This is a genomic window from Oscillospiraceae bacterium, assembly GCA_035380125.1.
In the GTDB taxonomy this organism is placed as follows: domain Bacteria; phylum Bacillota; class Clostridia; order Oscillospirales; family JAKOTC01; genus DAOPZJ01.
The window spans coordinates 37,754-62,078 of record DAOSWV010000020.1 but is presented as its reverse complement, the minus strand read 5'-3'; the positions used below and the strand labels follow the sequence as shown (position 1 = coordinate 62,078).

21 protein-coding genes and 1 pseudogene are annotated in these 24,325 nt (G+C 53.5%); 2 read left to right on the top strand and 20 right to left on the bottom strand.

Annotation, left to right across the window (positions count from 1 at the left end):
• Positions 1 to 393: 393 nt before the first annotated feature.
• A complete protein-coding gene (locus PK629_09300) occupies positions 394 to 1,227 on the top strand; it encodes a transglutaminase-like domain-containing protein (GenBank protein HOP11670.1) in 834 nt (277 codons plus the stop codon).
• A gap of 290 nt (positions 1,228 to 1,517) precedes the next feature.
• Here the strand turns inward: PK629_09300 and PK629_09295 are convergent, their stop codons facing one another.
• A complete protein-coding gene (locus tag PK629_09295; protein HOP11669.1) occupies positions 1,518 to 2,813 on the bottom strand; it encodes an EpsG family protein in 1,296 nt (431 codons plus the stop codon).
• Positions 2,807 to 4,537 carry a glycoside hydrolase family 2 TIM barrel-domain containing protein gene (locus PK629_09290; GenBank protein ID HOP11668.1) on the bottom strand — a complete coding sequence of 577 codons (1,731 nt, stop codon included), beginning with the start codon at positions 4,535 to 4,537 and terminating at the stop codon, positions 2,807 to 2,809. The genes PK629_09295 and PK629_09290 overlap by 7 nt, the downstream gene beginning before the upstream one ends.
• 149 nt (positions 4,538 to 4,686) lie before the next feature.
• On the opposite strand from PK629_09290, the gene PK629_09285 reads away from it, so the two are divergent.
• Positions 4,687 to 5,256: a phosphate propanoyltransferase gene (locus PK629_09285; GenBank protein HOP11667.1), complete on the top strand. Its 570-nt coding sequence runs from the start codon at positions 4,687 to 4,689 to the stop codon at positions 5,254 to 5,256.
• 102 nt (positions 5,257 to 5,358) lie between these two features.
• Here the strand turns inward: PK629_09285 and PK629_09280 are convergent, their stop codons facing one another.
• From PK629_09280 to PK629_09195, 18 genes and pseudogenes are all read right to left on the bottom strand, one after another.
• Positions 5,359 to 5,946 (bottom strand): hypothetical protein, encoded by a 588-nt coding sequence (locus tag PK629_09280; GenBank protein ID HOP11666.1) that lies wholly within the window; start codon positions 5,944 to 5,946, stop codon positions 5,359 to 5,361.
• Positions 5,947 to 6,025: 79 nt separating this feature from the next.
• Complete coding sequence (gene nadD, locus PK629_09275) at positions 6,026 to 6,643, bottom strand: nicotinate (nicotinamide) nucleotide adenylyltransferase (protein ID HOP11665.1); 618 nt, start codon at positions 6,641 to 6,643, stop codon at positions 6,026 to 6,028.
• 2 nt (positions 6,644 to 6,645) lie between these two features.
• The gene (locus PK629_09270) at positions 6,646 to 6,915 is read right to left on the bottom strand and encodes a YhbY family RNA-binding protein (GenBank protein HOP11664.1); all 270 of its coding nucleotides are present in this window, start codon (positions 6,913 to 6,915) and stop codon (positions 6,646 to 6,648) included.
• An 11-nt stretch (positions 6,916 to 6,926) separates the two neighbouring features.
• The gene (rdgB, locus tag PK629_09265) at positions 6,927 to 7,496 is read right to left on the bottom strand and encodes an RdgB/HAM1 family non-canonical purine NTP pyrophosphatase (protein HOP11663.1); all 570 of its coding nucleotides are present in this window, start codon (positions 7,494 to 7,496) and stop codon (positions 6,927 to 6,929) included.
• A complete protein-coding gene (gene ftsY / locus PK629_09260) occupies positions 7,493 to 8,383 on the bottom strand; it encodes a signal recognition particle-docking protein FtsY (GenBank protein ID HOP11662.1) in 891 nt (296 codons plus the stop codon). The genes rdgB and ftsY overlap by 4 nt, the downstream gene beginning before the upstream one ends.
• 232 nt (positions 8,384 to 8,615) lie before the next feature.
• A complete protein-coding gene (gene smc / locus PK629_09255) occupies positions 8,616 to 12,191 on the bottom strand; it encodes a chromosome segregation protein SMC (protein HOP11661.1) in 3,576 nt (1,191 codons plus the stop codon).
• A gap of 318 nt (positions 12,192 to 12,509) precedes the next feature.
• Positions 12,510 to 13,493, bottom strand: a complete 984-nt coding sequence (locus PK629_09250) for a radical SAM protein (protein HOP11660.1) — start codon at positions 13,491 to 13,493, stop codon at positions 12,510 to 12,512.
• The gene (rnc, locus tag PK629_09245) at positions 13,490 to 14,179 is read right to left on the bottom strand and encodes a ribonuclease III (protein HOP11659.1); all 690 of its coding nucleotides are present in this window, start codon (positions 14,177 to 14,179) and stop codon (positions 13,490 to 13,492) included. The genes PK629_09250 and rnc overlap by 4 nt, the downstream gene beginning before the upstream one ends.
• Positions 14,180 to 14,317: 138 nt before the next feature.
• The gene (gene plsX / locus PK629_09240) at positions 14,318 to 15,304 is read right to left on the bottom strand and encodes a phosphate acyltransferase PlsX (protein ID HOP11658.1); all 987 of its coding nucleotides are present in this window, start codon (positions 15,302 to 15,304) and stop codon (positions 14,318 to 14,320) included.
• The gene (gene trmFO, locus PK629_09235; protein ID HOP11657.1) at positions 15,301 to 16,584 is read right to left on the bottom strand and encodes a methylenetetrahydrofolate--tRNA-(uracil(54)-C(5))-methyltransferase (FADH(2)-oxidizing) TrmFO; all 1,284 of its coding nucleotides are present in this window, start codon (positions 16,582 to 16,584) and stop codon (positions 15,301 to 15,303) included. The genes plsX and trmFO overlap by 4 nt, the downstream gene beginning before the upstream one ends.
• Positions 16,585 to 16,694: 110 nt before the next feature.
• Entirely contained in the window at positions 16,695 to 18,791 is a 2,097-nt protein-coding gene (gene topA / locus PK629_09230) for a type I DNA topoisomerase (GenBank protein ID HOP11656.1), read from the bottom strand.
• A gap of 36 nt (positions 18,792 to 18,827) precedes the next feature.
• Positions 18,828 to 19,925, bottom strand: a complete 1,098-nt coding sequence (gene dprA / locus PK629_09225; protein HOP11655.1) for a DNA-processing protein DprA — start codon at positions 19,923 to 19,925, stop codon at positions 18,828 to 18,830.
• Positions 19,922 to 20,698: an RNA methyltransferase gene (locus PK629_09220; protein ID HOP11654.1), complete on the bottom strand. Its 777-nt coding sequence runs from the start codon at positions 20,696 to 20,698 to the stop codon at positions 19,922 to 19,924. The genes dprA and PK629_09220 overlap by 4 nt, the downstream gene beginning before the upstream one ends.
• 396 nt (positions 20,699 to 21,094) lie before the next feature.
• A pseudogene (gene rplT / locus PK629_09215) lies at positions 21,095 to 21,439 on the bottom strand (50S ribosomal protein L20).
• Positions 21,440 to 21,460: 21 nt separating this feature from the next.
• Complete coding sequence (gene rpmI / locus PK629_09210; GenBank protein ID HOP11653.1) at positions 21,461 to 21,658, bottom strand: 50S ribosomal protein L35; 198 nt, start codon at positions 21,656 to 21,658, stop codon at positions 21,461 to 21,463.
• Between the two features lie 59 nt (positions 21,659 to 21,717).
• On the bottom strand, positions 21,718 to 22,221 hold the full coding sequence (infC, locus tag PK629_09205) for a translation initiation factor IF-3 (GenBank protein HOP11652.1): 504 nt from the start codon (positions 22,219 to 22,221) through the stop codon (positions 21,718 to 21,720).
• 252 nt (positions 22,222 to 22,473) lie between these two features.
• Positions 22,474 to 23,061, bottom strand: a complete 588-nt coding sequence (locus PK629_09200; GenBank protein HOP11651.1) for an ANTAR domain-containing protein — start codon at positions 23,059 to 23,061, stop codon at positions 22,474 to 22,476.
• 59 nt (positions 23,062 to 23,120) lie between these two features.
• A complete protein-coding gene (locus PK629_09195; GenBank protein HOP11650.1) occupies positions 23,121 to 24,317 on the bottom strand; it encodes a glutamine synthetase family protein in 1,197 nt (398 codons plus the stop codon).
• Positions 24,318 to 24,325 lie beyond the last annotated feature (8 nt).

The window sequence follows — 24,325 nt, the reverse complement described above, 5'->3', positions numbered from 1 at the left end:
GAGCGTTCGGTTCGCATCCGAGAGGTCGTGGGTTCGAATCCCTTCAGGTCCACCAAATAAAAACGCAGGCATTCATACAATACCTGCGTTTTTCTTTTGCACATACCAGCCGTCAAAAGGTTTTAATTCTAAGATTTTTAGTGGATTATTTTATATCTTCCGTTTACGCAGTATAATGAAAAATTTCGTTTACAAGGTATAGAACCCTATTCTGCACTGCACTCGACAAACAGGAACTCATAGGATATTCACCCATCAAACGAAAACAAAGTGGATTTGAACGAAAGTATTCATTTTTTAGTTTATTTGTTGAAAAAAGTCCGAGTTTATGCTATTATTACCAAAATAGAATGTTAACAGAGATTATTTATATAAGGCGAAAGAAGAGTTAACATGGATTTCATTGAAAAATTAACAAAAAACGTCACAGATGCAGGCGAATATGATCAGGGAATATATTCGTCTGGCATATATACGTTTAAAATAATTCCTGAAGTCGAAAAAACATTTAGCCCGTTTTATATCAGCGAGATTGCCGGAGAAGGCGATACCTTTACAAAAGCAATTCATGTGATGCAATGGATTTGCGGTAACACAGCTTATGATGGGGCGAGTCCGTTAGGGCCGTCTTTACCTGATAAACTCATTGAATACTCATTCGGTAAACAACAGGAACATCCGATCAATTGCACAAATCGGGCAGTTTTATTATGCGATGCGCTTATGACGCTGGGAATTTGCGCCATCCCTGTTTTTCTATTGAATTATGGAACCGATCCAAAATACGAGGATTATTTGTCGGCACATTGCCATGTTGTTGTGCATTTATATTTTTCAGAGAGGAACTGTTGGGTTGCTTTGGACCCGTCTTTCAACAATTATTTTGTAAATACATACAATGAATTATTAAATCTGATAGATATACGGGATTCTATCAGAAAGAATAAAGAAGTATTTGCTATTGATAACGCAACAAAGGAAATAAACGCAAACGGCTTGAAGTGTTTAACTTTAGGTCTGCTTGATTTAAGTATGTTCCCTGGGAATGACTTTGGTTTTCGATATAACTGGAGCCTGCAATATCATTTACTCCCTGCTAAATATATTAAGGAGTTGGAATATATTGCGAAGAATGACAAAAACGCAAACCAATTCTATGTCAATATTGCGCAATGCAGAAAATTAACAATATTAGAATTTTTATCGCCTCCGTTATTCGTAAAATAAGCATGATCCGCAATATTCACATTATAGATTATGTCAACCCGACAAACGTTTAATGCACAGTGTGTTTATGTATCAATCGGAAACGAAGAGAGGGTACTTTTTATTCAACGCATATTATTCTCCCAAAGAATAAGCACTCGCAAATTCTGCGGGTGCTTTTAATCATGATTTTGTATTTACAAAAAATAAGATCGAAGCCGGAAATGCGATTGCGAAACGAAGTGAAAGCGGATATTTCTCCCGTATTGGTTTTGAAAATCGTATGGGGTTTTCGTTGGTGCCATCGCCGTTTACTGCGGATTGTAATTTTCCTTCTCCCAGTCACCCCACCAGACGGGGTCTTTATCAAGCTGGCCGTTGAACTTTTCGATCCAGGCGACGTTGGATTTATACGGGAAGACACCGTGAAATCCGGTGTTGCCGTCGGTTGTTCCGAACTGGTGATAGACGAACACCGCAGTTAAAACGATGACCAGCCCCGCTGCCGAGAGCACCCGCGCGAGTTTGAGTTCTTCGAGTTTCTCGGTGGCCTGTTTAAGTTTGTTTTTGGCAGCTCCCTGCGCGCGCAATGTCTTGAGTTCCGCATTGCAGGTCTCAAGTTCGCCGGGCGCGGGTGCAAAGGCGCTGTAAATCTCGGCTGCCAACAGGATGACGGCGAAATACAGGAAGGCGGAAAAGCGCTCCAACAGCATTGAGCGGACAACGAAACTCCAGAACAGGAAACCATAGGTGACCAGATTGACCAGCACCACGCTGCGCTCGTCTTTTTTGTAGAGAATATTTTGCAAAGACAGCGCCAATACGCAGAACAGGATCGGGATGATTAGAAAATGCGCGCCCAGCGGATTCATGTAGTAGGTGTCGCGGTACTGCGGGTAGATATAGGTATAGCCGAGTTCCAACAACTGATTGTAGAAAATGTGAACCAGTCCGAAGAACACCGCATATGCGAGCAAAACCCACTTTTTCGGGCGGAGCCAGACGAAGAAATAGACCGGCAGCATTAACAACGCGGCCTTATGCATCGTCGCCGCAAGGAGAATAATCAACGCATACGGGATGAAATTTAAAATCCACGCTTTGATTGAATCCTTCTTTTTATACAGGAATCCGAATGCCCAGAAAGCGATTGCCAAGGCCAAGCTCTGGCGCATGTAGTTGAGCGTAGAGTAGAAGAACGTCAGCGTGACATAGATAAACGTCGAGATCCAGACGTTTTTGGAAAACCGGTAAATGAATACCGCCGCCGACAACAACATGAATGCCGCCAGTATACCGTACAGTGTGACATAACCGATGTTTAACTTGGCGCAGATGTTCTCGATCAGCACATAGCCGGCCTCCTGCCCCTCGCCGGTAAGGTTGAAAATGCTCATGCCGCCGTCAATTCGGGATTTTTGAAGATCAAGCAGGGTGGCATAGCTGTCGTAGTCGAAGCCGATGCCGAACCGGAAGTACGAGAGCAGCCACATATACCCGAACGTGACCGTCAGGTAGATGCCGTTCTTGAGCTTGGTCGGCTTTTTATATGTCAGCGCGATGCCCAGACCGACGATCAGGATCAGGTTGATGTAGTAAACTAACATTTCTCAAACTCCGAGATTCTCAGGTTGGCCTTGCGGATGATCTCATAGGCCTCGTCAGAGAATTTTTTCGAGCGGTCGTAGGCGTACAGGCCGTTTTGCTCCTGTTCGATATCGGTCATTTGGGTGTAGCAATAGCCCACGATTTCCGGATTGGACTGGAGCGCTGCGGTCAGATAGTCAAATCGCTCGGCCACTTCCATGTCGGATTTGGGGGCGTCGCCGTATCCCCAGCCATCGTTGCGTCCCGGCGCCCAACGTGCGCCGCCGAATTCGCTGATCCAGAACGGCGTGCCGTTTTTTTGCTGGCGTTTGGGGAAATTTTCGTAGAGGTCGTCATATGCCGTGCCGCGGTAACGCGCGTCATAGACCTCTTTTTTCTGTTCGTAGTCATGGATATCATACAGGTCGGTGACGACATGGTAGTTGCCGCTGGTGTCGATGCAGGGTCGGGTCGGGTCATAGGCCTTGGTGGCCAGATAGACGATGCGCAGCAGATTGTCGTCCTGCTGTTTGCCTCTGCGATCCCAGGTCTCGTTAAACGGACACCAGCCGATGATGGCCGGATGCGAAAAGTCACGACGGATGATTTCGAGCCATTCGGGTAAAAAGATACCGATGCCGTCGGCATTGTGATCCATACCCCAGTTGGCATGTTCGCCCCAAACGATATAGCCCATCTTGTCCGCCCAATACAGCCAGCGTTCCTCAAACACGCGCTGGTGCAGGCGGGCGCCGTTGAAGCCGATGGCCTGTGAGAGTTCGATGTCGCGTTTGAGCGCTTCGTCGGTCGGGGCGGTGTAGATGCCGTCCGGCCAGAAGCCCTGGTCAAGCACCGTGCGCATGAACAGCGGCTTGCCGTTGAGATACAGGCCGTGGCCGCGGGTTTCGACCGTGCGGATACCGAAATAACCGTCAGCGGTGTCGATGACTTTGCCGGCGCGGATCAGTTCGTATTTGACGTCATACAGCGTCGGGCTGCCGGGTGCCCAGAGCTTGGGGTTCTCGACCGTAAAATCAAGGCGGGTGACGCCGTTGATGCAGGGCTGTTCGGCGGTTGCGACGGTTTTGCCTTCGAGGGAAGCCGTAGCGCGGGCGACCAGGTCTTTTTTGCAGCCGTCGATCGAAAGCTCGATGCCGACCGCCCCGTTTTTATAATTGGTGAAGACCCGAACGCCGGACATATAAGTGTCGGGCAAAAATTCCAGCCAGACGGTCTGCCAGATGCCGGTCGTGCGGGTATAGTCGCAGCCGTGGGAGGCATAAAGTGCACTCTGCTTACCACGCGGCTGTTTTGCGTTGCGGTTGTCGTCCCGTGCACGCAAGACGAGGGTGTTTTCGCCTTCTTTGGCAAACTTGGTGATTTCGAGCGCAAAGGAGGCATAACCGCCTTTGTGTGTGCCGACAAGCGCGCCGTTGAGCCATACCGTGGCTTCGTAGTCCACCGCGCCGAAGTGCAGCAGAACGCGACCCGAAAGCTCGTCCTTGGAAAGCTTTAAGGTGCGCCGGTACCAGACCGCGTTCATAAAGTCGGTATATGCAATGCCCGAGAGTTTGGACTCGGGGCAGAAAGGCACGTTGATTTTTTGGGAATACTTTTTCTCGAGCAGGCCTCTGGCTTCGCCGCTGTCGCCGAAGTCAAACTCAAAGTCCCACTCCCCGTTCAGGTTTCGCCAGGCAGACCGGCAAAACTGCGGTCTCGGATATTCGGTACGCATAATTTTCATAGATGGTAACTCCTTCAGGTCAGATAGCAATATTTTAGCCAAACAGACAGGCAATGTCAAGTGAAACAGATGCTTTATCGTTGCACTTTTCAATGGAACATGGTATAATAAACAAACAAAAGAATTTACGCTGAAAGGTCGTTTTTATTATGAAAGTCCTCGTCGAAACTTCCGCACGCCATGTACACGTCACCAAAGAAGCGCTCGAAACCCTGTTCGGAAAGGGCCATGAGCTCACCATAAAGAAAATGCTCTCCCAGCCGGGCGAGTTTGCCTGTGAAGAGCGAGTCGATGTCATCGGCCCGAAAAACACTATTAAGGGCATCTCGATTCTCGGACCCTGCCGCAAGGCCACTCAGGTGGAACTTTCGCTGACCGACGCCAGAACCGTCGGCATTGCCGCTCCCGTGCGTGAATCGGGCGATACTGCCGGAACACCGGGCTGCAAACTGGTCGGACCTGCCGGCGAGCTTGAGATTCCCGAGGGCGTGATCGCCGCCAAGCGCCACATCCATCTGACCACCAAAGATGCCAACGAAGCCGGTGTTGTCAATCAGCAGATTGTCTCGGTCAAAATTGAGAGCAAAGGCCGCTCGCTGACTTTTGGCGACGTGGTCATCCGCGTGCGCGATACTTTTGCCCCGGCGATGCACATCGACACCGACGAGTCCAATGCGGCCTGCGCGTTCGGCGAGGTCTACGGCGAAATTATTAAGTGAGGCAGAGATTTCCGCACCCCGATTCATCAGCTCTGCGATTGCATTAGCGCGCTAAGAATGACAGAAACACGCCCGCACGGGAACCCGTGCGGGCGTGTTGTTTTAATTGGTTGGCGGTACATAGGTGCGCCCAGAGACAATCATCGGAATGAATACATAGATGAAAAGTAACTCGAGCAGGGCTACGGCGGTGAGATCGCCCAGAAATACCGCAATATAGTTGGCGATGCGGGTTTCTTTGGGGATGTGCCTGAGCAGATGAGTGCGCTTCCGGGAGGACTTTATATACAGAGGGATCCCGATGCCCAGCCAAACGACTCCGACAATCCAATAGATCACTTTCTGCAGCATGACAAGTTCATATCTGGATGAGAGCGCCAGTGTAATCACCAGCACCGGTCCGATCAGGAGTAAAAGGATGTAGCCCAAGGTTTGAAGCCAGGTTCTGACGGGTTTAACGACCACCGATCGGAGTATGCGGGTGTCAATGTCTTTGAGGTCTGCCGCATGGCTTTGATTCCAAGCGACCACAGCTTCTTCTTCTGTGAGAAATTCATCGGTGGATTTCCCGCATTCTGGGCATTGGCAGTACCAGGCGTCGCGGGCAGCGTGCGAGACACGGTCATCATAGGCGTGCGTCAGTTCGGTTCTGCCGCCGCAGATGGGGCAGTCGTTCGGGTAAGCGGTCATAGAGGGAGTCTCCTTTCAAAAATGGTGTGGAAGAAAGTGGATGGATGCTGCGAAAAAAATATCGCTTTGTTATGTAATCTTATTTAACGCCGTAAAGTCCATGGGCAAAGATATAATCTCGCACAGGGGGCGATAAAAAACCCTCCGTGGAAAGGTTGTTTTTCAAACGGCTGCGGATTTCGGTGGAGCTGACCGGGAGCGGTTCGAACGGCAGCAGCTGAACCGAAAAACCCAGCGCCTGCAAATGGTCGGCGTGTTTTTTTAACGCTTCATACTCGGTGCCCTCAAGGTGTCCGCCGGACGCCCTGCATACGCCGACGATAAAGACGTCCTGCGCAATCAAGGGGGCGTATTTCCAGTTCTGAACGGTCAGGAACATGTCTGCACCCGTCAATAAGTATAATTTTTCGTTTGGTTCGGCGAGTTCTTTCAGCGTCAGATAGGTATAACTGACGCCGCCGCGCCTGATCTCGAGGTCACTGACTTCGATTACGGGGCAGTCGGTGAAGGCCAGCCTGCACATCGCCAGGCGGTCGGTATCCGATGCGCGTTTTTGGCCGACTTTAAACGGTGAGTTGGCAGCCGGAATCACGATCAGGCGGTCGAGACCGAGTTGTCTGACCGCTTCGAGCGCGAGTTTGCGGTGGCCTTCGTGAATCGGGTCAAAGCTGCCGCCGAAAATACCAGTGCCCGCCATGTCTATTTGTCCTTATTTTTGCGGTACAGCACAAACCGGCGACCGATGACCTGAACGACTTCCGAATTCGTCTTTTCCGCTAAGATCGCCGCCGCTTCGGTAGCCGTGACCGGACCGGTCTCGAGTACGCAGCCCTTGATGAGTTCTCTGGCTTCGAGTGCGTCGTTGGCTTGGGTGACGACGTTTTCGACGATGCCGCCCTTGCCGATTTGCAGGATGGTCTCGATGGTGTTTGCCGCGGCACGCAGCCGCGCCCGTTCTTTGGAATTCATAGATATCCCCTTCATTGTTGCGCACCGAGCAGTTTCATCAGTTTTCTGACGGCGTCGGCACGGTGGCTGATTTGGTTTTTTACATTTTGGGTCAGTTCGGCAAAGGTCTCGCTGTAACCGTCCGGTTGAAAAATCGGATCGTATCCGAAGCCGCTGGTGCCGCGCGAACGGTCGGTGATATGCCCTTCGCAGGTGCCTGCGCATTCGGTGATTTTTCCGCCTTTTTCAATCAGGCACAGAGTGCAGACAAAACGCGCCGTGCGGTGTTTGGGTGCAACATCTTTTAGTTCGCCAAGTACCTTCATTCGGCGCTTGCCGGGTTGGGCGTAGCGGGCGGAATAAATGCCCGGTCTGCCGTCCAACGCATCGACGCAGAGTCCGCTGTCGTCGGCTAAAACAGTTTCACCGCAGATGTCATAGAGCGCCTTTGCTTTGATACGGGCGTTTTCGGCGAAAGTTTCGCCGTTTTCATCGACATCGGGCATGGATACGGGAAGTGTGATTTCGATATCATATGCCCCAAACAGGTCGGCGAATTCACGGGCTTTGCCTGGGTTGCCGGTGGCTAAAATAATTTTCATAACAGGGCTTCGGCGAACTCGGCGGGGTCGAATTCGCGCAGGTCCTCGATTTTTTCACCCACGCCGATGTATTTGACCGGAAGTCCCAGTTCGGCACGGATCGGAATTACGATGCCGCCTTTGGCCGTGCCGTCGAGTTTGGTTAGCACGATACCGGTGATTTCGTTGGTCTTGGAAAATTCACGCGCCTGATTGACCGCGTTTTGGCCGGTCACGCCGTCGAGCACAAGTAAAGTCTCTACATCAGCATCCGGCAGGCGGGTTTTTAAGATGCGGCCCATCTTTTCGAGTTCATCCATCAAGTCTTTTTTATTGTGCAGGCGGCCTGCGGTGTCACAAATCAGAATGTCGGCTTCACGAGCGGTCGCAGCCGTGATGGCATCGTACAGAACCGCCGCCGGGTCGCTGCCCTGCTGTTGCTTGACGATGGCCACGCCGGCGCGTTGCGTCCAGACTTCCAGCTGTTCGATGGCTGCCGCACGGAAGGTATCCGCCGCTGCGACGATGACTTTTTTGCCCTGTGCATGGTATTTGGCGGCCAGTTTGCCGATGGTCGTGGTTTTACCCGCACCGTTGACGCCGATGACCATGATGACCGACGGTTTGGTGGTCAGTTTCATTCCGTTGTCGCCCGAGAGCATCCCCGCAATGATGTCACGCAGGGCGGCTTTGGCCTCATCGGGTGTTTTCAGGTGGTCTTTGCGTACTTTTTGGCTGAGTTCGTCGGTGATTTGAGCGGCGCAGACCGCACCGACGTCGGCGGTGATCAGGGCGTCCTCGAGTTCTTCGTATAAGTCGTCGTTGATCTCGGCCTTTGCGCCGAATACTGCCGCGAGTTTTTGTGCGAAGCTCTCTCGCGTTTTTTTCATGTTGGAGAAGAGTCCCATGGTGATCCTTTCGTGTATAGGATAAATGTCATTCCGAGCGAAGCGCAGAGCGCGCAGTCGAGGAATCTCGGACTGATGAAGGTTTTCGGATAATGTTTCCGACGGCTTGTGGGCACCGAGATCCTTCGCTGCGCTCGTTGTAAACAACGAGCGGCTCAGGATGACAAACGGTATATAATTCGCGTTTGGGTTCCGTACTGCGGAACGGTCAAGACCGTTCCCTACAATACAATCAAATTTTAATACCGAGTTTCTGCTCGACCTCGGTGATGTTGAGTTCGATGACTTTGGAAATGCCGCCGGTCTGCCCCGCTTGGCGCATCGTGACGCCGTAGAGGGTGTTGGCGATCTCCATCGTCCCGCGGCGGTGAGTGATGACGATAAACTGAGTATTGTCGCACATGACCGTCAAATATTCCGAGAACCGACGGACATTGACTTCGTCAAGCGCCGCTTCGATCTCGTCGAGCAGGCAAAACGGCGACGGTTTGACTTTTAAAATCGCAAAGTAGATGGCGATGGCCAAAAACGACTGCTCACCGCCCGAGAGCTGTTCAAGGTTTTTGATGCTCTTGCCCGGCGGCTGTGCTTTAATCTCGATACCGCAGTCCAAAATGTTTTCAGGGTCTTCGAGCAGCAGTTCCGCATGTCCGCCGCCGAACAGCCGGGTGAAAACGATTGAGAATTCTTTGTTGATTTCGTTGAAGGTTTTTTCGAACATATCGGTCATCGTGGCGTTGAGTTCATCAATCAGATTGCGCAGCTTTTCACGCGATTTTTCCACATCGTCGATTTGGGTTTTTAAGTCGTTATATTGTTTGCTGACCTCGGCGTATTCCTGTTCCGCGCCGGTGTTGACGCTGCCCAAAGCACGGATTTTTTCGCGCAGTTTGGAGAGTGTCTTGTTGGCTTCGGTCAGATTCTCGATCGGGCTGGCCTTTTTGGCGGCTTCGGAACGGGTCAGGCCGTATTCATCCATCAGGCGGGCGACAGTGTTGTCGAAATCGCGCTGGGCTGCCGCGCGGCGTTCCTGCAGGCGGGCCTGTTCGGCGACGAGGGCTTCGCGCCGAGTCATGATCTCGCGTTCGGCGTCGCGCGCCTCTTTCATGCGCCGTTCGGTGTTTTCGCGCAGGGCAATGGTGGCGTTGATTTTTTCGGTGGTCTCATTGACCTTTTCAGTCAGTTCCGAAATTCTCTGTTCGAGGGAAGAGATCGTCTCGGTGCCTTTTTGTTCGGCCTCCGAAATGGCGCTTTTTTCGCTTTCAAGCGCGGTGATCTGTTCGGCTTTGGTTTTGGCGTCTTCCCCGGACAGGGCGATGCCGTTTTCGAGAATGCCGATGTCCTTGCGGTTTTCGGCAATTTTGAGTTTTTGATCGGCGATCTCGGCCAAAAGCGTCTCGCGGCGGGTGAAAAAGTCGGTTCTGCCCTCGGAAAGCGCACGGCTTTCGACATTTTTCGCGTCGAGGACTTTAGACGCTTTTTCGAGTGCGGCAACGGAGACCGAAAGCGCTTTTTTATCGGCTTCGAGCTGCTTGGTCAGATTTTTGACGGCAACTTTGCTGTTGGCGATCAGTTCGGAGAGTTCGTCCTGCTGGCGCTGCGCCGAGGTGAGCGATAAATCGATGCGTACTTTTTCCTCGGAGAGACCCGTGATGGTCTCGGCCTGCGTATCAACCGTACGCTGGGCGGAAGCAAGTTCGGGTGCAAGTTGTTCGAGATTGGCTTTTAGCGCATCGCTCTGCTTTTTAAGCTTGGCGGCGTTGTCGCGCAGGGATTTAATCTGGTTGCTGCGTGAGAGGGTGCCGCTGCCTCTGCCCAACGATCCGCCGGTCAGAGAGCCGCCGGAGTTGACGACCTGCCCGTCCAGCGTGACGATGCGGTATTTATAACCGTTTTGTTTGGCGGCGGCAAGGGCGCTGTCGAGGTCTTCAAAGACTGCGGTGCGTCCGAGCAGGCGGCGCATAATGCCGCTGTATTTTATGTCATATTGAATTAATTCCGCACCGATGCCCACATAGCCGTTTTTGCCCGAAAACTCGCGTTCGGGCAGCAGGTCGCCGTTGACGGCGCTGACCGGCAGAAATGTGGCGCGGCCTAAATTGTTTTGTTTTAAAAAGTTGATGGCGTATTTGGCCTGCTGCTCGTCGTCGGTGACAATGTGCTGCAATGCGCCGCCGAGAGCGACTTCGACTGCGGTGACATACTGGTCGGGCACGGTGATCAGCCGCCCCACAACGCCGCAGATGCCTTTGAGGGTGTGGTTTTCGAGCACCGCTTTGACGCTGCCGCCGTAGCCCTCCATCTGACGTTCCATGTCCTCGAGGGTTTGGGCTTTGTGCAGGGCCTGCCCGATTTCGACTTCCAGACGGCCGATGTTTTCGCGGGTACCGTCTTGTTTGGCACGCAGGTTTTCGAGCTTTAATACAAGACCTTCCCGGCTGTTGCGGCATTTTGTGATGTCGGCGGTGATGCGGGCGCTGTCTTCAGCCAAAAATTTGGCTTCCTCACGGGCTTCAGCCAGCTGCGGCGTGCGCGTATCCAGCGCCTCGCGGTGTTCGGAGAGCCGCTGTTCGGCCTGTTCGATGTTGGCATTCAACTGCACCTGCGAGATCTTGAGTTCGTTGACTTTCTGGGACGCGGTCTCGATCTCGGTGAACAGTTCGGTGAAGCGCTTTTCCGCGCCACCGGTCTCGGCGTTTAATTTAGCTAATGCCGCCTCGGTGTCGGCGATGCGGTTTTCAAGTGCTTTACATTCGGCCTCTTTTTCGGCGATCTGTTTTTTGCTCTCGGCTTTGAATGTACCGCTGTCGCCGATGGACTGTTCGAGTTGTTTTTGCTGTTCGGCGATACGGGTGATATCGGATTGGCGATGCATGCTGTCGCCTTTTGTAATTTCGATTTTAGAACGGCAGTCGGCAATCTCGGCGCTGTGGGTATCGGCCTCGCGGCGCAGAGAATCGATTTTTAATATGTAGGTTTGAGAGTCGTTGAAAACGTCCTGAATCGCCTGTTCGGCTTTTCGGCTTGCAATCTCGCTCTCGGCGGCCTGCGCTTTGGCGGTCTCCTCGTCAGCTTCACATTTTTTGACGGCGGCTTCGCTTTTTTGAATCGTGTTCAGCCAGACGCCGAGTTCGAGTCCGGTTTTTTCGGCGGACAGCGCCAGATATTCTTTGGCTTTTTCGGACTCAAGGCGCAAGGGTTCGATGCGGGCTTCCAAGACACCGGCGATGTCGGTGAGACGTACGAGGTTTTCCCCGGCTTTTTCGAGGTTTTTTTCGGCCTCCTCGCGGCGATAACGGTGTTTGGAAATACCGGCTGCCTCTTCAAAAATCTCGCGGCGCTCTTCGCTGTGTGCAGAGACGATTTCGGCGATCTTACCCTGACCGATCAGCGAATAACCGTCGCGTCCGAGGCCGGTGTCCATGAACATCTCCAATAAATCGGCAAGGCGAACGGTTTTTTTGTTGATCAGGTATTCGGTTTCGCCGCTGCGGTAGATGCGGCGGGTGACGCAGACCTCGTCCTCATCGAGATCAAGCGAGCGGTCGGCGTTGTCGAGGATTAGAGAGACCTCCGCGAGGCCCGAGGCGGGACGGTCGGAAGTGCCGAGAAAAATGACGTCCTCCATCTTCTTGCTGCGCAGCGCCTTTGAGGAACGTTCGCCGAATACCCACCGAATCGCGTCGCTGATGTTGCTCTTACCACAGCCGTTCGGCCCGACCACAACGGTTACGCCTCGGCGGAAATTGAGGCGCGTGCGCTCGGGAAACGACTTGAAGCCGAACATCTCGACGGATTTTAAGAACATGCTTTGAACGTCCTTTCGATGGGTTTGAATTTAGATGATTACCGTGTAGGGGCGAATCGTATTCGCCCGGGACTTTAGCCCCGTGACAATCCGGATTTTGCGGTGACCGGGTTGTTTGGTAATCCGGACTCTGTTTTCTGGATCGCTCGTCCAGGCGTGAGGCTTTACCTCGCGCTTTTTCTCTGCAAAGATGGTTTTTCGTCATTGCGAAGGGCTTTAGCCCCGTGGCAATCCAGATCGCGGGCTTTATTAAAACGCAGGATTATTCGGACACTTCGTTTCTGGATTGCTTCGTCGCTATGCTTCTCGCAAAGACGGTTATGAAATTCCTTCAACCATAAAATCATACCGCGGCAGACCGTCAACCTCGGTGAAAATGACATTGTATCCGAGTTGCGCCAACCGCAGCAGGTTTTTGCGGTGCTGCCCGGCGGCCGCCGAGTGCATTCCTCTCGCAATAAAAACATTATAGCGCATCGCGGGCCTTTTTTCCAGTGTTTTCAACAGATTGCGATAGAAATATTCCCCGATGACGAGTTCGCCGAACGCCGGATGAAATGCGCCCGCAAGCGGGTTGGCTTCCGGCGCGAAATCGGCGTGCAGACCCATACGGATGATCGGGATGTTTTTATAAAGCGCTTTTTCAAAGATTTGAACACAGACTTCAACCGCTTCATCCACGGTCTGCGGGTCATATTCGCCGCTTTTCCACAGTTTTTCGAGCAGAGTGTTTGCAAACACCGCCGTTGGGTAGACGCGCATACAGTCGGAATTTGCGGCAAGTAGGTCGTCGGCGGTCTTTAAATCTTTCTGCGCGTCGGAACGATACAGGCCGGTCATCATCTGAAGCCCGAGTTCGAAACCGGATTGTTTAATTTTTTCGGCAGATTTGAAAATATCCCGTGCGTTATGGCCGCGCAGGTTGGCCTTCAACACCTCGTCGTCGGTGCTTTGGGCGCCGAGTTCAATCACGCCGACGCGGTATTCTTTCAAAATCCCCAAAACCTCGGTGTCAATGGCGTCCGGTCGGGTGGAGATGCGGATGCGGGTGAATTTTTTGCCATCCAAAAAGAGTTGGGCGGCAGTCAGGAGTTCAAGCATATAAGCGCGGGGGACAGCCGTAAAACTGCCCCCGAAAAATGCGATCTCATACCCTTCTCCCGAAACACCGGCTAACGTCTCTTTTATGCTTTCGGCGGTCGGGAGGGCTTTTACCGAAGTGATGGCCTTTTGGTCGCAGAAACTGCAGCGGTGCGCACAGCCGGCGTTCGGAACGAAAATGGCGACGGTGCCGCGTTTCACAGGACGCCCATCAGCCCGAGCGCTTCTTTCGCTGCGTTCTGCGCCGCCTCCTTTTTGGTCTTGCCGACGCCGGTGCCGATGACGTTGGAATTGAGCAGCACCGACATGGTGAAGGTCTTGTCGTGGGACGGGCCCTCCTCGGTCACGAGTTCATAGGACAATACCTCGCCTTTATTGCGCTGGACGATTTCCTGCAGAGCCGTTTTATAATCGTGCAGTGCGTTGCGTTTGCTTTTGACTAAATATTTACCGACGAACGGCAGTATGAAGTTCGAGGCGGATTCCAAACCCGCGTCGAGATAGATGGCCGCGACGATGGCTTCAAAGGCGTCGGAGAGAATCGACGGCCTGCGCTCGCCGTGGGCGGCTTCTTCGCCTCTGCCGAGCATGATAAACTGCCCGAGATCAAGCTGTCGGGCATAGTCCGCCAAGGCTTTTTCACAGACGGCGGCGGCGCGCATCTCAGTCATGCCGCCCTCGTCCATGTCGGGAAAACGGCGGTAAATGGCCTCCCCGACCACAAAATCCAGAATCGCATCGCCCAAAAATTCGAGGCGTTCGTTGCAGACCGTATCCTTGCTGCTCTCGTAGGCGCATGACGAATGGGTGAGCGCCGTGATCAACAGGGATCGGTCTTTGAAGCGGTGAGCGAGCTTCTGTTCAAAATCCTCGGGGTAAAAATCCATTTTGAGATCCTTTCAATTTATAATCTATGGTGTAGGGGCGAACTGTGTTCGCCCGCTTTATAAGCTACTGATAATATCTGCGGTTGCGTTTTTAGAGCAATTCCGAGCGGGCGAACAAAGTTCGCCCCTACATTGCATCTAAATGATTTTAGACGCAATGTCCTCAATGACGCCGGTTCCGGCGTAAATTTCGGCTTTTTTGATTGCGTTTTTAAAGGCGTCCCATTTGGAACTGCCGTGTGCTTTAATGACCGGCTTGGCGATCCCGAGCAGAGGGGTTCCGCCATATTCGGAGTAGTCGAAACGGTTGGCCATATCACGGAACTGTTTGGTGACGAGTGCGGCGGCAATCTTGGTGCGCGAGGTCGCCACAAAGACTTTTTTAACCTCTTTAAACAGCATTCCGGCAAGTCCCTCGGAGAGTTTTAAAATCATATTGCCGGTGAAGCCGTCGGCCACTGCGACATCGCAGCCGCCGACCGGAAGTTCGCGCGCTTCGACATTGCCGCAGAAATTGATGTTTTTCAGTTCTTTCAGCATTCCGTAGGCCTCGCGCACGACCGGCGTACCCTTGGTATCCTCTTTGCCGACGTTGACCAGGCAGACACGCGGGTTCGGTACCGAAAAGACCTTTTTCTGATAAGCTGCGCCCATCACCGCGAATTGGCGCAGGTGCTCGGGGCGGCATTCGAGATTCGCGCCCGCGTCGAGCAGCAGATAGCAACCTTGCGGATGCGGAATCGCCACCGCCAGCGCCGGACGTTTAACCCCTTCGATACGCCCGACGAGCAGCGAAGCGCCCATGACGAGGCCGCCGGTACTGCCTGCGGAGAGAAAGGCATCGCCCTCACCTGCGGCGAGCATTTTCAGTCCGACCGCCATCGAACTGTCGGGCTTGGCTTTGACGATGTTACGGGGGTCTTCGTCCATATCGAAAATTTCGGAGGCATGGGCGATATCGAGGCCATTCAATGAAATTTGCAACCTTTCGGCGGATTCCGCAATCGCGTTTTTATCGCCGATCAGAATTACTTTCGAGCCGAATTCATCGCAGGCCGCGCGTGCGCCTTTGATGACCTCGTCGGGCGCGTTGTCGCCGCCGAAACAGTCCAGTAAAATTCTCATGTGAAATCCTCCTTGAGTGCCCGGTCCGAAAACGCCGCATAACGCAGGCGTTTGTCGCGAATCTCCGTGTCGAGACCCGGCAGAATTCCGAAATTCGCCCCCATGGGCTGAAAATTGGCGACCGAAGGGTCGGTAATATAGCGGATTAATGCGCCGCTCATCGTGGTGTTCGGCAGAATGCGCGGAGACTTCCCTAGTAGTTTTGCGGCGGCATTATGTCCTGCTAAGATACCGCACATGGCCGATTCGGTGTAACCCTCGACACCGCTGATCTGTCCGGCGAAAAAGATATTGGAATTGCTTTTTAATGACAAGTCGGGAGAGAGCAGTCGGGGGGAGTCGATAAAAGTGTTGCGGTGCATCACGCCGTATCGCATGAATTCGGCGTGTTCCAGCCCCGGGATCATCGAAAAAACCCGTTTTTGTTCGGGGAATTTGAGATTAGTCTGGAAACCGACGAGATTAAAGAGCGTCTTTTCGCGGTTTTCGGCCCTCAGTTGGACGGCCGCCCAAGGGCGGTGACCGGTGTTGGGGTTTACGAGACCGACGGGTTTTAAGGGACCGAATCGGATGGCGTCTTTGCCGCGTTTGGCCAGCACTTCAACCGGCATACAACCCTCGTAGACTTTAGGGCTTTGGTCGAATTCGTGCAGCGGGGCGGTCTCGGCGTGAACGAGTGCGTCCAAAAAAGCTTCGTACTGTTCTTTATTCATTGGGCAGTTGAGGTAGTCGTCGCCCCCCTTGCCGTACCGGGAGGCGAAAAACGCCTTTGAAAGGTCTACGCTGTCGGCGGATACGATCGGGGCGACTGCATCGAAAAACGAGAGTCCGTCACCGCAGAGCGTTTGGATCGCCTCGGCGAGTTTGCCGTCACACAGCGGTCCCGCCGCGATCACGCACATGCCGTCCGGGATTTGGTCGACACGTTCCCGATGAACCGTGATGTTCGGGTTTTGTTCGATTAACCGGGTGACCTCGCGCGAAAACAAATCGCGGTCGACCGCCAATGCGCCGCCCGCCTCAACCCGACAGGTCTGCGCAGCCTGCATCATGACCGAGCCCATGCGGCGCATTTCCTCTTTTAAAAGGCCCGCCGCGCTGTCAATCCGCTCGGCTTTGAGGGAGTTGGAGCAGATCAGTTCAGCCAGATCGGGGGTTTTATGTGCCGGAGAAAAAGAGACGGGTTTCATCTCAAAGAGGTCGACCGAAACGCCGAGGTTCGCCGCGGCGTTGGCCGCTTCGCAGCCGGCCAGTCCGCCGCCGATCACGGTCAGTTTCATGCGTGCACCCCCTCATGTAGGGACGCACCTGTGTGTGCGCCCGTGCTTAAATCGAACTTCGCAATTTATCGGGTATCATACCGACGGGCGCACACAGTGCGCCCCTACGGTTATTCGGTTTCCTCTTTCGCCTTTTTAGTATAGGCCGCTTTTTCATAACCGCAGCCCTCTTTGGCGCAATAGGTTTTGGCGCCCTTGCCCTTTTTGCGAAACATCGGCGTGCCGCACTGCGGGCATTTGTCTGCAATCGGCTCGTCCCAAGTCATGAACTTACACTCGGGATAACCCGTGCAGCCGTAATATTTCGCACCCTTTTTGCTCTCGCGTTCAATCAGCGGTTTACCGCACAACGGGCAGGTGCCGTCGGTCTTCTTCTGATAGGGCTTGGTGTTTTTACATTCGGGATAACCCGGACAGGCCAGGAATTTTCCGAACCGGCCGGTCTTGATGACCATTTTGCGGCCGCAGAGTTCGCAGACCTCCTCGCTCTCGGGGTCGGGCAGTTTGATGCGCTGGCCCTTCATGCTTTCGGCGGCTTCGGTGAGTGTGGTTGAAAATTCACCGTAGAACTTGTCAAGCGTCGGAACCATTTCCATATCGCCGGACTCGATTTCGTCAAGCTGTTCTTCCATGCCTGCGGTGAAACCGGCGTCGACGATTTTCGGGAATTTATCCTCGAGCAGCTGCGTGACCGCCTCGCCCAGTAAGGTGGGTTTGAAGTTCTTGGCTTCGCGTTCGACGTATTCCCGTTTTAAAATCGTTGAGATGATCGGCGCATAGGTGCTCGGGCGGCCGATCCCCTTTTCCTCCATGACCGCAATCAGAGAAGCCTCGTTGTAGCGGGACGGCGGCTGGGTGAATTTCTGATCGCCGGTGATGTCTTCGCAGAGCGGTTTGTCGCCCTCGGACAAGGTTGCAAGCAGCGCCGCATTCTCCTCTTTTTCTTCGTTGGAATTATCATAAAGCGCGGTAAAGCCGTCGAAGACGACGCTGACGCCGTTGGCTTTGAAGAGATATCCGGCGCTCTCGAGTTCGACCGCGACGAGATTTTGAATGCAGGGCGCCATCTGGCTGGCCATAAAGCGCTCCCAGATGAGCTTATAGAGTTTATGCTGTTCGGGCGTGAGCGAACTTTTGATCTTGTCGGGAGCCAGTTCGGGTGTGGTCGGACGGATGGCCTCGTGTGCGTCCTGCGCGTTTTTCGCTTTATAGATATTGCGCTTTTCGGGCAGATAATTTTTGCCGTAAGCGCTTGTGATATAATCTTCCGCTGCCTTGGCCGCTTCGTCGGCGACGCGCAGGGAGTCGGTTCTCATATAGGTGATCAGACCGGTTTCACCGATGCCTTCGACATTGATGCCCTCATAGAGTTTCTGCGCGATCTGCATGGTGCGCTCGGAACGCATGCCCAACCGTCTGGATGCGTCTTGCTGCAGCGTTGAGGTCGTAAAGGGCGGGGCGGGGCGTCTGGTGCGCTTAGTCAGTTTAACGCCGGTGACGGCAAAGGGGGCGTTTTTGCAGGCTTCGATCACTTTGTCGGCCGCGGCTTTATCGGAGAGTTTCAGTTCACCGTTTTTGTCGCCGTAAAATTTTGCTTTGAATTTAGCGCCTTTTTCGGACAGCAGTGCCTCGATAACCCAATATTCTTCCGGGACAAACGCGCGGATCTCACGCTCGCGTTCGACGACCAATCGGACGACGACCGACTGCACGCGGCCTGCGGAAAGTCCCGGTTTGACTTTTTGCCACAAAAACGGGCTGAGCTTGTAGCCGACGATGCGATCCAAAATGCGGCGGGTCTGCTGGGCGTCGACGAGGTCGGCGTCGATGGTGCGGGGGTGTTCCATGCCCTCTTTGACACCGTGGCGGGTGATTTCATTGAAACAGACCCTGATTGCGGCTTTTTCGTCAAGCTTTAAAACCTTGGCCAAATGCCACGAGATGGCCTCGCCCTCGCGATCCGGGTCGGTCGCGAGAAAGACGAAATCGCTTTCTTTGGCGGCGTCTTTGAGAGTTTTGATGACGGTTTTTTTATCGGGCATTTCGATATAGTCGGGTTTGAAACCGTTTTCCAGATCGACTGCGAGTTTGCCTTTCGGCAGGTCGCGGATGTGCCCTTTCGAGGCAATGACCTGATAGCCACTGCCTAAAAATCCTTGGATCGTTCGGCCCTTTTCCGGGCTCTCGACGATGATGAGTTTTGCCAATTCTTTTAACCTTCCTTTCGCTGTGGGTGAAATTCTCTATGTGCGCAGATATTTTCGGCCGGGGAGGGCGGTTACAAGGCCGTCCATCTCCAGCTGCGCAAGCCGTGCGATCAATTTGCGCGCGTCCATTTCCGTGCGGTCGGCCAGTTCGTCGACCGTGAGCGCGCCGTCTTTGAGCTGCAAAAGCACCGGATCGGTGATCTCGGGCTCCGGCTCGGGCTTCAGATTCAATTTCAGTTGTTGAATCGGCTCGGGGAGTTTTAATTTGGTTTTCAAAGACGTGTTGAGCGCTTTCAAGATTTGCCTTGCGTTGGTGACCGGGATTGCGCCTTCGGCGATCAGGTCACAGATCTCTGCCGCGCCGGTGCGGCTGTAATCGGTCATGGTCACAAAAATGGGGTGTCTTTGTTTTAGAGCACAGTTTGCGGTGATCAATGCGCCGCTCTTTTCTCTGGCCTCGGCGACGAATACCCCGTCCGATAACCCCGAGACCAACCGGTTTCGGGTGGGGAAGGTGTACTTGGTCGCGTGGGTTTCGGGTGGATATTCGGTTAAAATCAGGCCTCTGTCGGCGATGATTTCAGCCAATCGGGCATTTTCAACCGGGAACAGTTTTAAAAGCCCGCCACCCCAGACTGCAACCGTGAACCCGCCCGCTTTGAGTGTGCTCTCGTGGGCAACCGTGTCAATGCCCGCCGCCATACCGCTGATGATCGTTACACCCGCCGATGCGAGTTCACCCGATATTTCGGCGGTGATTTTTTGGCCGAAGGGGGTCATGCTGCGGGTGCCGACCACGGCGAGAGACGGTGCGTCGTTCAGGCGTTGAAAGTATTGTGCATTTCCACGATAAAAAAACAGGGCCGGGGGATTTTTGAGGTGGGACAGCCGTTTGGGAAACAAGGGATCCCCGTAAGGGAGGATGCCGAAGCCGTGCCGGTCGCAGGTTGCGGCGATGTCCTCGGCAGCCATTATAGCATATTTTTCCGCGAAATTCACCGGTTTTGAGATTTGTTCGCGGTTTTTATAAATTTCTTCAAAGCTGCCGTATTCGTTGTAAAGCTTTACCGCACGGGTTGACGGAATGCCGCAGCTGAGCGCCGTCCAGACCGCGCAAATCTGTTCCCGCGTCATTTCCCGAACAACTCCCACAACAAAATCGAAGCCGCAGATGCGGCGTTCAGCGACTCGGCCCGCCCTTTCATCGGAATGATAACCGGCGTGACAACCGCTGCTGTTTCGGGTGTGATGCCGTTGGCCTCGTTGCCGACGACGAGGATGAAATTTTCGGGAACGGAGAGCTTCGTGATTGCAACGGCGTTTTCGGACAGCATGGCTCCATATACCGTAAAGCCTTTTTCAGAGAGCGCTTTAAGGTCTGAAGGAAAATCGGCGCTCTCGTAAATCGGCAGACGGAACGAACAGCCCATTCCGGCACGCAGCACTTTTGGCGAAAACACGTCGGTGCAGTCGGCTGAGAGCAGAATGCCGTTTGCGTCGAATGCTTCCGCAGTGCGCAGGATCGTACCCAGATTACCGGGGTCGGCAATGTGTTCAAGCGCCAGGATTTTACCGCCTGAAAGCTGAGAGGTGGGGCGTTTGAGGTCGTTTGTATCGCACAGACAAAAGATCCCCTGCGGGTTTTGAACGTCCGAGAGCGTTTTTGCTACATTATCGCTGATTTCGATCCGTTCGAAAACGGTCTCTTCGGTCAGGAAGAAATCCGGATGTTTTTCGGAAAAATCCCGGGTGAAAAACAGCGTTTTTGCGCGGTTCGAAGCAACTGCTTCAGCACACAGACGCAGACCTTCCGTAAAGCAGAGGCCGTTTTGTGCACGCGTTTTAACGTCGGTTTTTAACGTTAGCGCAAATTTGATTTTGTCGTTTTTTGTCGATGTTATAATCATACTGCAAAAACAAAAGAGCTGCGCACGCGCGAGGCGTGCACAGCTTTTATTCGGTTACTTGGATGCGGTTTCGGTCTTCGGCTTGGCAGCTGCGGGCTTCTTGGCGGCTGCGGGTTTCTTTTCTGTTGACGCGGTTGCTGCCGGTTTATCAGCTGCGGGTTTCTTTGCCGTTGTCCCGGTCGTGGTCTTTTTTGCGGCGGGTTTTTTCGCTGTTTCCGCTTTTTCAGAGGTTTCCGGTTTAGCGGCGGGCTTTGCGGCCGGTTTCTTGGCCGCGGGTTTTGCAGGGGCTTCCGTGGTCTCTTCGGCGGCGGTCTCTTTTTTCGCCGGGGCTTTCTTGGCGGGAGCCGCTTTCTTTTCGACGGATTTATTCTCCAGCGCAACCTCTTTGACGGTTCCGCTCTTGGCGGTCTCGACCAGTCCTACGAACGCCTTGGCGTCGTTGACGGCGAGCTCGGCGAGCATCTTGCGGTTGAGTTCGATGCCGGCTTTCTTCAGGCCGTTCATGAACGTGGAATAATTCATTCCGTTGGCGCGGCATCCGGCGTTGATACGGGCGATCCAGAGCTTGCGGAAATCGCGCTTTTTCAGACGGCGGCCGACATAGGCATACTGCCCGGATTTCATGACCGCCTGTTTTGCGGTGTGGAACTTGGAATGTTTGCTGCCGAAATACCCTTTCGCGGAATGGATGATCTTGTTCCTTTTTTTGCGGGAGATCAGACCGCCTTTAACTCTAGCCATGATTTTCTTCCTCCGAATTCATTATGAGTACGGCAGCAGTTTCTTGACCGCTCCGGCGTTGGTCTTGTCGACGTATTCCGCTTTGCGAAGACCTCTCTTGAGTTTGGTGGTCTTCTTGTTGAGGATGTGTCTGCGGTTGGCGTGCGAGCGCTTGACCAGACCGTTTTTGGTCATCTTGAAACGCTTGGAAGCGCCGGAATGTGTTTTCAGCTTTGGCATTTTAAACCCTCCGAATTTTTTACGGCATAAGCCGTTTTGTTTCATCCCAACGGGGATGATTATTTCGCCGCTTTGGGCGAGAGGAACATGTATATGAAACGACCCTCGAGCTTGGGCGGTTTGTCGATGGTACCCGATTCGGCACACGCCTCGGCAAAGCGGTTCATGACGTCGTAGCCGATGTCGGTGTGCGTCATTTCCCGGCCGCGCAGACGGATGGAGACCTTGACCCGGTCGCCGCCGTCGAGGAACTTACATACCTGTTTGGCTTTGGTATTGAAGTCGTGTACGTCGATTTTTAAACTCAGGCTCATACCTTTGACTTCGATGATGTGTTGGTTTTTCTTGATCTCTTTTTCGCGCTTTGTCTGTTCAAAGCGATATTTGCCGTAGTCCATGATCTTGCACACGGGCGGATTGGCATTGGGTGAGATCTTGACCAGATCGAGATCCTGTTCATAGGCGATTTCACGGGCGGCAGCGGCGTTCATGACGCCCAGCTGGGCACCGTCCGCACCGATCACGCGGATCTGTCGGTCGTTGATGGCTTCGTTGATTTGCAATTCTTTCGCTGCGATGGTATATGCACCTCCAAACCCTTTATTAGAAAAAAATATACGGACAATACAAAAATCGTCCGCATGCCTGTGTGCCACAATCGGTAAGTGGCAACGGGGTTCTTGTTACCCCGTTATGGGACCTTTCGGCGTCTGTCGAAAAGGTGAGAGCATTTTCACACTCTGCTTCACGATTTGCTTGGGTATTGTAACATATCTTATTTGTGCTGTCAAGCAATTTCACAAAAAATTATAAAATCAGCTTAGATTGAACTTTTTTAACACCATTTGGGCAATCGCAACGCGCGGCGTGCGGGTGTCCATGGCTTGTTTTTCGATATAGCGGTGGGCGTCCGGTTCACTCATGTTCATCTTGGAGATCAAGACCCATTTGGCACGGTTAATCAGGCGGATCTCGTCCATCTTCTCTTTGAGTGAGACCGTCTGCCGTTCGGCGGAAATCAAGCGGGAACGGGTCGCGGCAGCCAATTTGACGGAGCGGTAGAGCTCGTCGCGGGTGGTTGGTTTGAGCACGGTCAGAACACCGCTGTCCTCGACTTGGCAGGTGACTTCGTCAAACGAGGTGTTTTTGACGAGGATGATTACGCTGCAAAAACGGTTTTCGACTAATTCCAAAGCGAGTTGGGTTCCGAATTCGTCGGAGAGCGGTGCATCTATGAGGATCATGTCGAACTGCTGCGAACACAGCAGACGGCGGCATTGTCCGGCGTTGGAGCAGGAGATGATCGGGGAATAGGCATCTCCGGGCAGAAGGCCGCTCAAAAGGGAGGCCGTCGACGACGACCCTGTGACAATTAACACGCTCAGCGGCTGCTTTTCGGGCATAGACCTCACCTCCCTCGGGAATCAACGGGGTTTTGATACAGAATGATTCAACAGAGATACTATTCTGTATAGGCCTTGAGCAGCCGTTTGGGCAGAATATTACGGATAAATTCGCTCTCTGCTGCGATTTTCTTGGCTTTTTCAAGCGTCTCCGGCAATTTATCGAGTTTGTCGGTGAATTCTTTCAGGGCGGCGGTAAGATCGAGTTCCACCGGACCGGTCAAGGCCATGTTTTTCTCGATGCCGTCGAGGCCGGCCTGAATCAGCAGCGCGATCGCCAGATAGGGATTGACGGTCGGGTCGGGCGAGCGCAGCTCAAAACGCGAACGGCCCGGGGTGGTCTCCTCGGGGATGCGGATCAGCTGCGAACGGTTGCCGTGCGCCCAAGAGATATAGCGCGGGGCTTTGCGGTCACCGAGGCGGGCATAGGATTTGTCGGTCGGATTCAAAAACGCCGACATCTCCGAGATATGCGCCATCACACCCGCCATAAAGGCGTCGCGGTTTTTCTGTAAGGAGATATTGATATGCATACCGCTGCCGCTTTTACCGGGCAGGGGTTTGGGGTCAAACGAGGCCCAGAGACCGTTTCCCGCGGCAATGGTGCGGACCGCGAATTTAAAAGTGACCGCGTTGTCGGCCGCTGTGAGGGGGTCGGCGCAGCGGAAATCGATCTCGTTTTGACCGGGACCGTCTTCGTGCCGGGAGCTCTCGGGGATGATGCCCATCTCCTCGAGCGCAAGACAGATCTCGCGGCGCACATTCTCACCGCGGTCGTCGGGCGCGATATCCATATAAGCGGCGTTGTCGAACGGGATTAAGGTTTTCTCGCCGTCCTCACCGGTTTTGAACAGATAAAATTCGATCTCGGTGCCGAACAGGCAGTCGACGCCTTTTTCGTGGGCGGTTTTGATCGTTTTTTGCAGCAGAGAACGGCAGTCGCATTCGATCGCCGCACCGTTGGGGCCTACGACATCGCAAAACATCCGGATGACCCGCCCGTGGGTCGGACGCCACGGCAAAACCGCCAGCGTCGAGGGGTCCGGCTTGAGAATCAGATCGGACTTCTCACCCTCGGCAAAACCGTCGATGGCAGAGCCGTCAAACGAGATGCCATCGGAGAAGGCGCGTTCGATTTCCGAGGGCATGATGGAGACGTTTTTCTGAACGCCGTAGACATCGCAGAATGCCAGTCGGATAAATTTTACATCTTCCTGGCGGATGAAATCCATGACCTCCTGTTTTGTGTATGACATAGCGGGGG